The sequence below is a fragment of the Mesorhizobium loti R88b genome (assembly GCF_013170845.1).
GTDB lineage: Bacteria > Pseudomonadota > Alphaproteobacteria > Rhizobiales > Rhizobiaceae > Mesorhizobium > Mesorhizobium loti_B.
Genome location: NZ_CP033367.1, coordinates 2,861,051 through 2,874,745, shown reverse-complemented (window position 1 = coordinate 2,874,745; position 13,695 = coordinate 2,861,051). Strand labels below are relative to the sequence as shown.

11 protein-coding genes are annotated in these 13,695 nt (G+C 64.4%); 2 read left to right on the top strand and 9 right to left on the bottom strand.

Features of this window, described 5'->3' with window-relative positions:
* Positions 1-78: 78 nt before the first annotated feature.
* On the top strand, positions 79-2,181 hold the full coding sequence (locus EB235_RS13925; protein ID WP_027030410.1) for an FAD-dependent oxidoreductase: 2,103 nt from the start codon (positions 79-81) through the stop codon (positions 2,179-2,181).
* A gap of 8 nt (positions 2,182-2,189) precedes the next feature.
* A complete protein-coding gene (locus EB235_RS13920) occupies positions 2,190-3,728 on the top strand; it encodes a trimethylamine methyltransferase family protein (RefSeq protein WP_027030411.1) in 1,539 nt (512 codons plus the stop codon).
* 89 nt (positions 3,729-3,817) lie between these two features.
* On the opposite strand, the gene EB235_RS13915 is transcribed toward EB235_RS13920, so the two are convergent.
* From EB235_RS13915 to EB235_RS13875, 9 genes are all read right to left on the bottom strand, one after another.
* Positions 3,818-4,498 carry a TetR/AcrR family transcriptional regulator gene (locus EB235_RS13915; protein WP_027030412.1) on the bottom strand — a complete coding sequence of 227 codons (681 nt, stop codon included), beginning with the start codon at positions 4,496-4,498 and terminating at the stop codon, positions 3,818-3,820.
* Between the two features lie 44 nt (positions 4,499-4,542).
* Complete coding sequence (locus tag EB235_RS13910; RefSeq protein WP_027030413.1) at positions 4,543-6,105, bottom strand: ABC transporter substrate-binding protein; 1,563 nt, start codon at positions 6,103-6,105, stop codon at positions 4,543-4,545.
* Between the two features lies 1 nt (position 6,106).
* Positions 6,107-7,135: an oligopeptide/dipeptide ABC transporter ATP-binding protein gene (locus EB235_RS13905; RefSeq protein ID WP_027030414.1), complete on the bottom strand. Its 1,029-nt coding sequence runs from the start codon at positions 7,133-7,135 to the stop codon at positions 6,107-6,109.
* The gene (locus EB235_RS13900) at positions 7,132-8,097 is read right to left on the bottom strand and encodes an ABC transporter ATP-binding protein (RefSeq protein WP_027030415.1); all 966 of its coding nucleotides are present in this window, start codon (positions 8,095-8,097) and stop codon (positions 7,132-7,134) included. Before EB235_RS13900 ends, EB235_RS13905 begins: the two co-directional genes overlap by 4 nt.
* Entirely contained in the window at positions 8,094-8,981 is an 888-nt protein-coding gene (locus tag EB235_RS13895; RefSeq protein WP_051429648.1) for an ABC transporter permease, read from the bottom strand. Before EB235_RS13895 ends, EB235_RS13900 begins: the two co-directional genes overlap by 4 nt.
* Complete coding sequence (locus EB235_RS13890) at positions 8,965-9,915, bottom strand: ABC transporter permease (protein ID WP_027030417.1); 951 nt, start codon at positions 9,913-9,915, stop codon at positions 8,965-8,967. Before EB235_RS13890 ends, EB235_RS13895 begins: the two co-directional genes overlap by 17 nt.
* Positions 9,916-9,930: 15 nt before the next feature.
* Positions 9,931-11,940, bottom strand: a complete 2,010-nt coding sequence (locus tag EB235_RS13885) for a CocE/NonD family hydrolase (protein ID WP_027030418.1) — start codon at positions 11,938-11,940, stop codon at positions 9,931-9,933.
* 378 nt (positions 11,941-12,318) lie between these two features.
* Positions 12,319-12,771, bottom strand: coding sequence for a GNAT family N-acetyltransferase (locus tag EB235_RS13880; RefSeq protein ID WP_032925496.1), 453 nt, complete (start codon positions 12,769-12,771; stop codon positions 12,319-12,321).
* A 114-nt stretch (positions 12,772-12,885) separates the two neighbouring features.
* Positions 12,886-13,695 carry an ABC transporter permease gene (locus EB235_RS13875; protein ID WP_027030420.1) on the bottom strand — a complete coding sequence of 270 codons (810 nt, stop codon included), beginning with the start codon at positions 13,693-13,695 and terminating at the stop codon, positions 12,886-12,888.

The window sequence follows — 13,695 nt, the reverse complement described above, 5'->3', positions numbered from 1 at the left end:
TTTGGGCCATTGCGTTCTGCCATATCAGCGAATATGCTTGTTGTACGATCGTTCAACAAGCATATTCGCGAAGCCCTGATGACATGCAATCCCCGCTACGAAATCCTGTTCGAGCCGATGCGGATCGGGCCGGTCACCGCGCCGAACCGCTTCTATCAGGTGCCGCATGCAAGCGGCATGACCAACGCGCTGCCGCGCGTCCGCGCCGCCTTTCGCGAAGCCAAGGCCGAGGGCGGCTGGGGGGTGATCTGCACCGGCGCCTGTTCGATCGATCCGAGCTCGGACGACGCGCCGCTCCCTTTCGCCACGCTGTGGGACGACAATGACATCCGCGCCCATGCGCTGATGACGGAGGCCGTGCACCGCCATGGTTCGCTTGCAGGGGTGGAACTCTGGCACGGCGGCGCATCCGTCATGAACAGGACCAGCCGCCTGCCGCCGCTGTCACCGTCGGGAATTCCCTGGATGGCCACCCATGTCGGCTTCATGGGCAATCTGCGGCCCAAGACCATGGACAAGGCTGATATCCGCGAGGTGCTGCGGTGCCAGGCCGAAGCGGCGCGCAAGGCGCGCACGGCCGGCTTCGATGTGGTCTACGTCTATGCCGGCATGGGCTATCTCGGCTACGAATTCCTGCTGCCCGAATACAATCACCGCTCGGACGAATACGGCGGACCGATCGCGAACCGGGTGCGCTTCGTGCGCGAGATGATCGAGGTCACCAAGGATGCCGTCGGCAAGGATTGCGGCGTCGCCTTGCGGGTCAGTCTCGAAGAACTGCGCGGCCGGCCCGGCCGCAACCAGCCCTCGGAAGCGCACGAACTGATCGAGCTTTTGGCCGACCTGCCTGACCTGTTCGACGTCAAGATGGATTCCAGCCCGACCGACTGTTCGGCGTCGCGCTTCACCGGCGAAGGCAGCCATGAGCCGGTCATCGATTTCGTCAAATCGCTGACCAAAAAGCCGGTGGTCGGCGTCGGCCGCTTCACCTCGCCCGACACGATGGTGTCGCAGATCAAACGCGGCGTGCTCGACTTCATCGGCGGCGCGCGTCCCTCGATCGCCGACCCCTTCCTGCCGGCCAAGATCCGCGAAGGCCGCGAGGCCGAAATCCGCGAATGCATCGGCTGCAACATCTGCATTTCGAGCTGGCATGACGGCGTGCCGGTGCGCTGCACGCAGAACCCGACCGCCGGCGAGGAATGGCGGCGCGGCTGGCACCCCGAACGCACCGACCGTACCGACAGACCGGAGCGCATCCTGATCGTCGGCGGCGGACCGGCCGGGCTCGAATGCGCACTGACGCTTGGCCGTCGCGGCCATGAAGTGATGCTCGCCGACAAAAGCCGCAACTTTGGCGGACGGCTGACCTTCGAGAAGACCCTGCCCGGCCTGTCGGCGTGGAACCGGGTCGTCGACTACCGTCTCGGCCGCCTCGGCGAGATGAGCAATGTCTCGCTCTACCCCGAGAGTGCGTTGGGCGTTGACGAGATCATCGATCTGGCGCCCGACCGTGTGGTGCTGGCCACCGGCGCGCGCTGGACCAACATGCTCTATTCCTCGATGGAGATTCCGGTCGGCCGGCTCGACCACCCGGAAGTGTTCACGCCCGACGACATCGCCGCCGGTCGGCTTCCGCAAGGGCCAACACTCGTCTTCGATTTCGATAATTACTACATGGGCGGCGTGCTGACCGAGCATCTTGCCGCGCAGGGTATTCCGGTCAGCTACGTGACCCCGGCAGGCCAGGCGTCGGCCTGGACGATCATGACCAACGAGCTGCCGCTGGTGCATCGCGCGCTGGCGCGGCGCAAGGTGCCGGTAACGACGCTGCATCTCTTGAAATCCTTCGACGGCGAGACGGCGACGCTGGCGCATCTGTTCACCGGCGAGGAGACCCTCATCGCCTGCCGCTCGGTGCTGATCGTCGGGCTGCGCTTGCCGCGCAACGAGCTGTTCGAGGCGCTGACGGAACGCGCGGAGGCGCTCACCGCTGCCGGCATCCGCAGCGTCGATCGCATCGGCGACACGCTGGCGCCCGGCGCCATCGCCCATGCCGTGCACAGCGGCCACAAGCTTGCGCGAGAGATCGGTGCAGAAATCCACGTGCGGCCCTACCGCCGCGACACGTCGATCGTCGATGCGGTGGCGGATTTCGATATGCGCACAGCTGCTGAATAGGAGAGGTTATGGAGCGTATCGCTGCACGTCGCAGACCCGGCCGTCCGCAACGCGAGATCGGCGGCATCGAGCAGCGGCCTTGGAAGCAGCTGACACGTCCCTATGCGCCGATCGAGATCCTGTCGGCCGACCAGGTCCAGACGATCCACGAAATGGGCCTCACCATTCTCGAAGAGATCGGCATGCGCGTGCTGCAGCCGCAGGCGCGGCAGTTCTATCGCTCGGCCGGCTGCGATATCGACGAAGGCGAGATGCGTGTGCGCTTCGACCGCGCCATGGTCATGGAGCGGGTCGCCATGGCGCCGTCATCGTTCGAGCTGCGCGCCCGCAATCCCGCGAAGAACGTCAAGGTCGGTGGACGGCACTGCATCCTGTCGTCGGTCGGCGGTCCGGCCTATGTCATGGACAATGATAAGGGACGCCGCCCTGGCACCTATGCCGAGATGTGCGATTATTTGAAGCTGATCCAGTCGTTCAACGTGCTGCATCAGGAAGGCGGCGGACCGTTCGAGCCGCTCGACCTGCACCAGAACACCCGCCATCTCGACCTCTACTACGCCGAGATCACCTTGCTCGACAAGAATTGGCAACCGCAAACCCTTGGCCGGGGTCGTGCCACCGACGCGCTGGAAATGGTGGCGATTTCGCTCGGCACGACGCGCGAGAAGCTGGCGCGGGAAATGCCGGTCTTCACCGGCATCATCAACACCAATTCGCCGCTGCAGCTCGACGAACCGATGGCGGAGGGGTTGATCACGCTGGCCGAGCACGGCCAGGTCAATGTCATCACGCCGTTCACACTGGCCGGCGCGATGAGCCCGGTGACGCTTGCCGGTGCACTGTCGCAGCAGCATGCCGAGGCGCTGGCTGGCATCGTGCTGACGCAGATCGTGCGCCCCGGCGTGCCGGTGATGTATGGCGGCTTCACATCCAATGTCGACATGAAGACCGGCGCGCCGGCCTTCGGCACGCCCGAATACACGCAAGCCGCGCAGATCACCGGGCAGCTCTGCCGGCTGATCGGCGTGCCGTTCCGCTCTAGCAATGTCACCGCCGCCAATTCGGTCGACGCGCAGGCCGCCTATGAGAGCGCCATGTCGCTGTGGGGCTGCCTGATGGGTGGCGCCAACCTCGTGCTGCATGCCGCCGGCTGGCTCGGCGGCGGGCTGACCGCGTCGTTCGAGAAACTGGTCATCGATGCCGAGATGCTGCAGATGATGTCTGCCTATTTCGACCCGCCGGTGGTCGACATCGACACGCTGGCGCTGGAAGCGGTGCGCGAGGTCGGCCCGGCCGGACATTTCTTCGGCGCCGCGCACACCATGCAGCGCTACGAGCGCGCCTTCTATTCGCCGATGGTGTCCAACTGGGACAATTACGACACCTGGATGGAGCGCGGCCAGGTCACCGCGCGCGAGCGCGCCAATGTCGTGTGGAAGCGCATGGTCGCCGAATACGAACAGCCGCCGATCGATCCCGGCATCGACGAGGCGCTGCGCGACTATATGGAGCGGCGCAAACGCGAGGGCGGTTCGCCGCTGAATTGATGAGGGGGCGAAGCTGATTTTCGAGGTCAGCACGAGCCCCCCTCTCTGCCCGGCAGGGCAGAGGGGGGTGCAGCGCCGACCTGCAATCGTTACTCGCCCCGCAAAGGCCCCACCTGCGCCTCGAGCATCTCAAACCCCGCCGCCTCCGCCCCCTGTGGCGTCACAACGCTTTCATCAAGACACCACTCCAGCCACAGCCCATCGACAAGCGCGATGAAATTGCGGGCCAGCGCCGGAGCATCGACGTGCCTGCCGCGCGGCACCGCGACTGCGGCGATGTCCTCGGCAAGCTCCGCCCGATAGGCATCGTAGAGTTCGCGGTGCGCCGCCTTAAGGCGCGGATTGACGGCGATCTCGCCCCACAGCGACAGCCAGATCAGCAGGTTCTCGCGGCTGAAATACTCCGGTGAAAAGTTGGAATGCACCAGGGCGGCAAGGGCTGCCTGCGGCGACCAGTCCGATGTTTCGGCGCGGCGGCGCTTGGCTTCGGCGATCTGGTTGTTGACGCTGGCATAGAGCGAGGATTTGTAGACCTCGACCAGCAGCCCGTCGAGGCTTTCGAAATGGTGGTTGATGAGGCCGCGCGAGACGCCAGCCTCCTTGCAGATGCGATCGATGGTGAAGGCGCCGATACCGCCGACCGACAGGCAGCGCGTCGCCGCTTCGATCAGCATGGAGCGGCGCACGTCAGCCTGTTCGCGGCTGAAGCGCGGCGGAGCCTTCTTCGCGCCGCGCTTCCTTTTTGCACCGTCTGGTTGGGCTTCCGTCATGGACCTCAGCTAATCGATTGCGCCCTTCCTGTCCACGGAAGGGATCACGCCTTCTTCTTGAACAGCACCGGATTGGGATGGCCATCGGGATAGATGACCGGCTCGAAAGCCGTCTTGTGGATGGCGACCAGCGGCTGGTGGCAGATGAAGACGAAACCGCCGGACTGCTCCATCAGATCCTCCATGCGGTTGGACAGCGCGATGCGCTTGGTATCGTCGCTTTCGGCCACCAATTGCTGGTAGCTGGTCTCGAATTCGGGGCTGTCGAAGCCGGACCAATTGTAGGCGCCGATCTGGTCGGGGCGGAACCAGACCAGGTTTTCGGAAGGATCGATGCCGCCGGCGAAATCCATCAGCGCCAGGTCGATATTCTTGTAGCCATCGCCCTGCGTCTTGTCGCCAACGCCCCAGAAGGCAGCCTCGTCATAAGGCTGGATTTCGACGTTGATGCCGGCCTGTTCGAGACTGGCCTGGATGATCTGTGCTGTGGCTGTGCGGATGGAATCGTTCATCACTGTCAAGGTCAGCGACAGATCGCCGACACCTGCTTCCTTAAGCAACGCGATCGACTTCTCATAGTCGGGCGACGCGATCAGATTGCTGGCACGAGCGAACTTCGTGCCAGGCTGGACGACACCGGTGGAGCGCTTGGTGAGGTCGTCATAAACGCCGGTGAGAACCTGCCCGACATCGACGCCATACTGCACCGCCTGGCGGACCTTCAAATCCTTGAGGCGTGGGCTCAGCATGTTGATGGTCAACCAGACATAGCGGGTCGATTGCGCCTCGATCAGGGTCGTGTCGGCGGGTGGGCTGGCCTTGACCGCCTTGGTCGCCGAAATCGCGATCTTGGTGTAGTCGAAGGCATCGGCCTCGTAGGCGAGTTGCGCTGCCTGATCGTCCGACACGACATAGATTTCGACCTTTGAGAAATCCGGCTTCGGTCCCGGCCAATCCGGATTGGCGGTCAGCGTCACCTTCTGCTTCTGCTGCCAGTCCGAGAAGAGATAGGGACCGCAGGTCGCCGGCGGCTGCGTGGTGAACTTGCCGCCCGCCTTCTCGGTGCCGGCGCGGCTGATGATGTGGCCGCCATAGTAAGGCAGGCTGGTGACGAAGATCGGCTGGTAGGGTTCTTTCAGATGGATGATGCCGTTGCGCGCATCGACCACCTCGACGCGATCGAGTTTCTCGAACTGGTAGGCCCACGGCGATGCCAGCGCCTTGTCGGCGATGCGCTCGAACGAGAATTTTACGTCGTCAGCGGTGACCGCGCCGAATCCACCAGACCATTTCAACCCGTCGATCAGCGTGAAGGCGATGGTCTTGGGGTCTTTCTGTTCAAGCTTTTCCGCGCCCCACAGCGACCAGGGCGAGCCCTTGCGGATGTCGCCGAAATGGTTGAGCGAGACATAGATGCCGCGCATCATGACATCCTCGATGCCGCCATTCATGAAGGCCGGATCGAGGCACTGCAGATCGCCCTCCATGCGAATGCGCAACGTGTCGCCGGCGGCCGACCAGGCAAAGCCCGGCTTCATCGCCACGCCGGCGCCTAGTGCGCCGGCCGCTTTCAGGAATGCACGTCTGTTGATGGACCATTCTGTCATGTCAATTTCCCCTTTGATTTGTGGAAGCACGTGAGAAGGCTTCCCGTTCTTGCCCGCCTGTCTCCAGCGGGAAATGGCAGCGCACCATGCGATCGGCGCCCATCGGCCGATAGGCTGGCGCCTCGGTCTTGCAACGGTCGCGCGCGATCGGGCAGCGCGTGTGAAACTCGCAGCCCGAAGGCCGCCGGAACACGCTCGGGATCTCGCCGGTGACGGCAGGGTTGTGGCTGCGCCGGCGCGGATCGGGAATAGGCTCGGACTGTATCAGCGTCGCGGTATAGGGATGCATCGGCGCGGAGAAAACCTCCTGCGTCGGCCCCGTCTCGACCAGCCGTCCCAGATACATGATGGCCAGCCGATCGCTGACATGGCGGATCATCGCCAGGTTGTGGGTGACGATCATGGCGGCGAAACCGAGCTCGCGCTTCAGTTCACCGATGAGGTTCAGCACATCACCCTGCACCGAGACATCGAGGCCTGCGGTCGGCTCGTCGGCGAGCAGAAGATGCGGCTTCATTGCCAAAGCCCGCGCAACGCCAACGCGGCGCGCCTGTCCGCCCGACAGCTCGTGCGGAAAGCGGTCGACGAAGGAGGCCGGCAACCCGACCAGCGCCAGCAGTGCCTTGGCGGCAGCGCGGCGATCCGGCATCGGCAGGCCCTGGATGATTTGCGGTTCGGTGAGCAGCGTGCCTATGCGCAGGCGCGGGCTGAGCGATGCCACCGGATCCTGGAACATCATCGCCGAGCGCCGCCGCATGGCGCGGAAATCGGCAGGCGTCGCCACGTCCCTACCCTCGAAGATGATGCGGCCGGCGGCGGCCCTGATAAGGCCTAGGATGGTGCGGGCCAGCGTCGTCTTGCCCGAGCCGGATTCGCCCACCAGCCCGAGCGTCTCGCCCGGCATCAGCGACAGCGTCACGCCGTCGATGACGTTGAAGCCGGGCAGCGGGAACGGATTGATCAGCCGGTTGAGCAAGCCGCCACGAGCGAAGCTCACAGAGAGGTCTTCCACGGCAAGCAGCGGGCTCATGGCGTCACCGCATGGCAGCGCGCGACATGGGCATCGGCGAGTTTCACCAGCGGTGGAGCAATGGAGCCGCACGGTGCGAAGGCGCGGTCGCAGCGCGGTGCGTAGACGCATCCCGACGGCGGCTGGGTCAAATTGGGCAACGAGCCCGGAATGGTCGGCAGCCTGTCCAGCCGCTCATGGAAACGGGCGGGGTCGCAGGCGAGCAACGCTTGGGTATAGGGGTGGCGCGCATCGTGGAAGATGGTGTCGACCTCGCCGCCTTCGACCACCTCGCCGGCATACATGACATAGACCCGGTCGCAGAGTTCGGCGATGACGCCGAGATGATGCGAGATGACGATGATGATGCCGTTATACTCGCGCCGCAGTTCGCGCAGCAGATGGATGATCTGCGCTTCCATGGTGACATCGAGCGCCGTTGTCGGTTCGTCGGCGATGAGCAGGCCGGGATCGGTCAACAAAGCGGCGGCAATGGCGACGCGCTGGCGCATGCCGCCGGAGAGTTCATGAGGATAGCTCTGCATGCGCCGTTCGGCGTCGGCGATGCCGACGCGGCCAAGCATGGCGGCGATGCGCGCCCGCTTCTGCGCCCGGCCAAGGTCCTTGCGGTGGTGCTGGAAATCGACGAGCTGGTCGCCGATGGTCAGCACCGGGTTGAACGCCGTCATCGGATCCTGGCTGACCAGCGCGATCTCGTCGCCGCGCAGCAGGCGCTGGCGGTGCGCGTCGAGCTTGGCCAGGTCTACGCCGTTGTAACGGATCGATCCGTCGACGCGGGCGTTAGCCGGCAACAGATTGGCCAGAGCGGTGACCAGCGTGGACTTGCCACAGCCGCTCTCGCCGACAATGCCGATGACCTCGCCCGGATGCGCCTCGATGTCGACGTGGCGCAGAGCATGCACCGCGCCATGCGGCGTCTCGTAGCGGACGCTGAGATCGCTGGCGGCGAGTGAACCGCTCATGCCGGCCTCCGCAATTGCAGCCGTGGGTCGAGATAGTCGCGCAGGCCTTCACCGAGAAAGGTGAAGCCGAGCGTGGCGAGCACCAGTGGCAGGCCTCCGAAGATGACCATGAAGGGGGCCGAGCGGATCGAGGTGTAGCCGTCATAGAGGATCGAGCCCCAGGATGGCGTCGGTGGCCGGACACCTAGGCCAAGGAAGCTCAGGCCAGCCTCGACCATGATGACGACCGGAATGTCCATCGACAAAAGGATGATCAGCGGTCCCACCACATTGGGCAGAAGATGGATGAAGATGATGCGCGCCGCACTGGCATCGATCAGGCGCTCGGCGAGGATGTAGTCGCTGTTCTTCAGCGCCAGCGTCTGCGCCCGGATCAGCCGGGCATAGCTCGGGAATGAGGTCGCGGCGATGACGATGATCAGCGTGCCGGTGCCGGCGCCGAGCACGGTGATGATGGCGAGCGCGAACATGATCATCGGCAGCGAATTCAGGCTGTCGAAACTGAGCACCAGGATGGCGTCGAGCCAGCGCGGGCCGTAGCCGGCGATGAGACCAAGGATCAGTCCGATGGCGCCGGCAATCGCCACCGACACGATGGCGATCGTCAGCGCCGTGCGCGCGCCATAGATAACGCGCGACAAGAGATCGCGGCCGAGATGATCGGTGCCGAACCAATGCTCCATCGATGGTGGCTGCAGCTTGTGCAGCACGTCGATCTTGACCGGCGAATAGGGCGCCAGAAACGGCGCGAAGACAGCGGTGACGAGGAAGCCGGTGACCAGGATCAACGCCACGCAAGTGAACGGATCGGCAAGCAGTGCGCGCAGCAGCGCGAACCGTTGTCGATCGGGCGTGGACAGGGAGGCCTCAGCCACGGAAGACATCGCGCACCCTCGGGTCGAGCCGCGCGATCAGCAGATCGGCGGCAATGGTGATGGAGACATAGATGGCCGTCATGATCAGCACCGTGCCCATGACCACCGGATAGTTGCGGGTATTGACGGCGTCGGTGATCAGCTTGCCGATGCCGGGCCGAGCAAACACCGCCTCGACGAAGACGGCGCTGGACAGGATGCTGCCGAGCCCGACGGCGACCAGCGAGATGGTCGGGATGATGGCGATGCGCAACGCGTATTTGGAGACGATCTTCCACTCGGGCAGACCAAACGAGCGCGCCGTGCGGATATGCGGCTCGCCCATCACCTCCATCATCGAGGCGCGCACCATGCGGGCGATGTAGCCGATCCAGCCGAGCGCGATCGCCGCCGCCGGCATGACCAGCGCCTTGGCCTGGCTGACGAAGTCGCCGGCCTCGCCGGCGCCGATCGCCGGCAGCCAGCGCAGCGTGACCGCAAACAGCAGCAGCGAATAGATGGCGACGACGAAGGACGGCACGGCAATGACGCCGACCGAAAGCACGCCGATGACGGCATCGGCCGCCGTGCCGCGCCGCATCACCGACAGGCAGCCGAGCGGCACGCCGATGAGGAGAGCTACGGCAAGCGCGGTCAGGCCGAGGATCAGCGTGTTCGGCAGCGCCTCCAGCACCAGCGTCGAGACCGGCCGGTTCGACCAGACGTCGTAGCCGAGATTGCCGGTCAGCGCGTTGCGGAAGAATTCGATGATCTGCCACCACACCGGCTGGTCGAGCCCCATGCGTTCGATCAGCAGCCGCTTCAGTTCCGGCGTGGCGCGCGGGCCGAGCGCGACAGTCGCCGGGTCGCCGGGAACCAGGAAGACCGCCGCATACATGGCGATCATGACGAGGATGAGGATCAGGAGGCCGAGACCGATGCGCTTCACTGCATATGCGAGCATGGTCTCCTCCTCCCCTCAGGCAAAATCGCGCCTGATGCGCCGTGTCGCCGAGGCGCTGTGGACGAGCGTGCCCCGTTCTCGCGCCTCGAGCCGCCAACTCAGGTTGAAATGCGTTTCATCTGACGTCAGTTCGGTCACGGCGATCACTTCGGTGTCGGCCTCGCCGCTGGCAATCGCCCAGCGATATTCGGTGACGAGTTTTGCCGATAGCGGGTCGTCACTGCTGATGCTCATCGTGTCGCTGTTGGCCGAGGAGACAGTGATGGCGCGATCGTCATAGCGCCGGCGTCCATGGTCTGAATTCAACGCGATGGTCTGCACGCCCGAGCCGACATCGTCGGTGACGATGCGGCGATCAAATCCCTCGTCCAATGTCGTGGTCGGAACCGGCGGCGCGGTTTCGGCCGGCTCGAAGCGGACGTCGCGATCGCGAGGTGACGGCGGGCGCATCGGCAGCATCACCGCGCTGTCGCCGGTTACGACCGACAGCGTCGACAAATGCGGCTGCGGCCACAGGATCGGCCAATGCTGGTTGGCCAGCGCCAGCCGGATGCGATGGCCCTTGGGCACCGTGCGGGCGAAATCGTTGAGCTTGAGCTTGACGCGAAATGGCGTTCCCACGGGACACGGCGTCGGGTGCTCGTGGCTGTCGCGGTGGCTGAGATTGAGCACGCCATAGGTCATCAGCGCCGAGGTGCCGTCGGGATAGACATCGCAGAGCCGGGCGGCGAGATTGACATGCGGCTGGTCGACGCTGACGAGTAGGTCAAGTTCAACCGCGCCGAGCAAGATCAGGTCGTCGTCGAGCGCTGGCGTGTCGAAGCACAGCGCCATGCCGTCTTCGCGGCGCTGGTCGATGGGCATATCAGGACAGGAGCCGCCATAGCCGCCCCAGCGGCCGCAATCGCGCCCGGCGGTGGCGGGCGATTGTACCGAAAGCACCGCGCCCGGTGCAGGTTCACTGCTCAACCCGCCAGCGTTCAGATGCAGCGCGCGGCGCTCGATGCGCGGCGACGGCCATTGGTCCTCGGCGGCCCAGCTTCCGGCATGGTCGGGGAGATAGAAGGGCTGCGGCCGCTCCTCGCCCGTCACCCAGACCCGGTAGAGCGGCTCATTCATGATGCCGGTGTCTTCGCCGACGAGCCAGTGACGCCACCAGCGCAGCACCTCCTGCAGATAGCCGATCAGCGGCCCCGGCGCGCCGCGGCAGGGATAGGCATGTGACCAAGGCCCGACGATGCCGAGCTTAGGCCCCGGCAGATGCTCGAGCAGGCGCGGCACGAAGTTGGAATAGCTGTCCTCCCAGCCGCAGACGGCCATGACGGCGCATTCGATCGCGGAATGATCCTCGCAGACCGAGCCCTGCCGCCAGTAATCGTCGCGGCGCTGATGCGCGAGCCAGACCTCCGACAGCGAGCTCGTCGCCGCAAGCCGGCTTTCCCACATGGCGCGCCAGGCGTCGCCGACGATCTGCGGGTCGGGCGCCATCGCCTTCTTCACCAGCATGAAGTTCGACCACATCTCCTGCTCGGTCAGCAGCGCGCCGCCCATATAGTGGATGTCGTCGGCGTAGCGGTCGTCGGTGGCGCAGTTGGCGATGATCGCCTTCAGGGCCGGCGGCCGGCGCGCCGCGACCTGCAGCGCGTTGAAGCCGCCCCAGGAAATGCCGGTCATGCCGACATTGCCGTTGCACCAGGGAAGTGCGGCGAGATGCGCGATGATCTCGCAGGCATCTTCCTGTTCGCGCGGCAGATATTCGTCGGCCAGGTCACCGTCGGAATCGCCGCTGCCGCGAATGTCTATGCGGGCGCAGGCAATGCCGTGGCCGGCGAGCCAGGGATGGATGTCGATGTCGCGGGCAACGGTGCCGTCACGGCGGCGATAGGGCACCATCTCGACGACGACAGGCACCTTGCCCTCGGTGCGCGGACGCCACAGCGTCGCGGCAATACGGGTGCCGTCGGCCAGCGTGATCCACAGCGGATCGACGGTTTCGACGGCAACGGGAAACTCGGTTCGTACCACGGCAGGTACCCGCAAATGCTCTTGTTGAACGTTCGTACAACAAGAGCATTTGCGGCGCAATCCCGCTTCGCTTTTTTGACGCTGAATATGATTTCGGGCGCTACCTGAGGCACCCCAGGTGCCTCAGGCACCTGGTACACAGGTCGAAAAGATATCTCCTTCAACTGGACGAAAAGATCAGGCCTGTTCCAGGGCGAGACAAAAAAGCCGACACCTCCAGCAGAGGACTCCGGCCAAAAGGACCGCAAGCGGCAGAGGTACGGCAAGAAGCCAGCAAACCTTCAAAATGCCGTTGTGCTGATTATCTATCGCGGGACGGTGTTTCCCAGCGGCATCTGGCCATCCCTGCCCCGCCCGATGCCATTCCCGATGCCGATTTCAATCGAGCGCTTTGGTCATGTAGACCCGGCGCAGCCCCTTCTCCTCGCCTCGGTGCGTCTCGACATAACCAATGCGAGAATAAAGTGCGATATTTTGCGTCATCTTCTCGTGCGTGTAGAGCCGGATCGATTTGTAGCCGGCGTCTCGGGCCGACTGCTCGGCGAACATCAACATCTCTCGGCCAAGGCCCGCCCCCTTGGCGGCGGGAATGACGGCAATGTTGTCCAGGAGCATGGCGTTCTCTTCGGGAATCAACACGAGGACGCCTTTGATGACCCCGTCGCTTTGCAGCACATGGACCCGCCGATCGCCGATCAGCGCGGCATAGTCGTCGACCATCGGCCCCGGCTTTTGGCCAATGATGGGGATATAGTGAGAGTAGGCGGCCTCGACGATCGCCTCGACAAAAGGCAGGTCTTCCTCGACAGCGATGCGGAGCCCATCGGTCACGTCAGAATCCTCATCGTGAATCGGTCAGGGAAAGGCGAAGCAGCTCACGTCTGGCATGGGGAGCAGTCAAGTTTTCGCTGAAGGTCGCCAACAAACCTCGCCCCCCACTCTGCGCTACTCAGCTGTCCTGGCCGCGCGTTTCTCGGAACGCCGGCGAGAAATTTCATAGCAGATCGCGCAGGCGAGCGTCACGCTGATCAGGATCAGCGCCAGTGCATTGATGGTCGGCGTGATGCCGCTGCGCACCTTGGAGAACACATAGACGGTCAGCGTGTCGTAAGTTCCGCGCGTGAACAGCGTCGTGTTGAAATTCTCGATCGACTGAAAGAAAGCGATCGCCGCACCCGCGCCGATCGCCGGGTAGAGATGCGGCAGCAAGATGCGCCGCAGCACCTGCGCGTGGCTTGCGCCGAGGTCGAGCGCTGCCTCCTCCAACTGCCGGTCGAAACTCTGCAGCCGGGCCAGCACGAGAAGCATGACAAAGGCGGCGATATAGGAGACCTGGCCGAGCACCGACAAATGCAGCCCGGCCGGAACCGAGAACTTGTTCCAGAACAGCAGGGTCGAGATACCGATCACGGCGCCGGGCGTCAGCACCGGCGCGACCATCAGGCCATAGAGGACCGAGCGTGCGGCGCCGGACAGGCTGTTGATCAGGATGGCGGCAGCGGTTCCGATGGGAATGGACAATCCAACGACCGCGAGCGCCACGAACAGCGTGTTGCGGAACGCACCCCACAGCCGCCCGTCATTCCACAACTCGACGAACCAGCGATCGGTGAAGCCGACCCACGGATAGACGGACGGGAAGCGGGAATCGTTGAAGGCGGCACCGCCCATCACCACCAGCGGCAGCAGCATATAGAGCAGGAACACCACCATGTAGGCGTGGAACAGCCAATCGGATCGGCGCGCCTGGCTCAT

Coding starts and splice junctions, on each gene's coding strand:
- EB235_RS13920 (WP_027030411.1), top strand. CDS start 2,190: ATGGAGCGTATCGCTGCACGTCGCAGACCCGGCCGTCCGCAACGCGAG.
- EB235_RS13915 (WP_027030412.1), bottom strand. CDS start 4,498: ATGACGGAAGCCCAACCAGACGGTGCAAAAAGGAAGCGCGGCGCGAAG.
- EB235_RS13875 (WP_027030420.1), bottom strand. CDS start 13,695: ATGAGCCAGGCGCGCCGATCCGATTGGCTGTTCCACGCCTACATGGTG.
- EB235_RS13910 (WP_027030413.1), bottom strand. CDS start 6,105: ATGACAGAATGGTCCATCAACAGACGTGCATTCCTGAAAGCGGCCGGC.
- EB235_RS13895 (WP_051429648.1), bottom strand. CDS start 8,981: ATGTCTTCCGTGGCTGAGGCCTCCCTGTCCACGCCCGATCGACAACGG.
- EB235_RS13900 (WP_027030415.1), bottom strand. CDS start 8,097: ATGAGCGGTTCACTCGCCGCCAGCGATCTCAGCGTCCGCTACGAGACG.
- EB235_RS13890 (WP_027030417.1), bottom strand. CDS start 9,915: ATGCTCGCATATGCAGTGAAGCGCATCGGTCTCGGCCTCCTGATCCTC.
- EB235_RS13925 (WP_027030410.1), top strand. CDS start 79: ATGACATGCAATCCCCGCTACGAAATCCTGTTCGAGCCGATGCGGATC.
- EB235_RS13905 (WP_027030414.1), bottom strand. CDS start 7,135: ATGAGCCCGCTGCTTGCCGTGGAAGACCTCTCTGTGAGCTTCGCTCGT.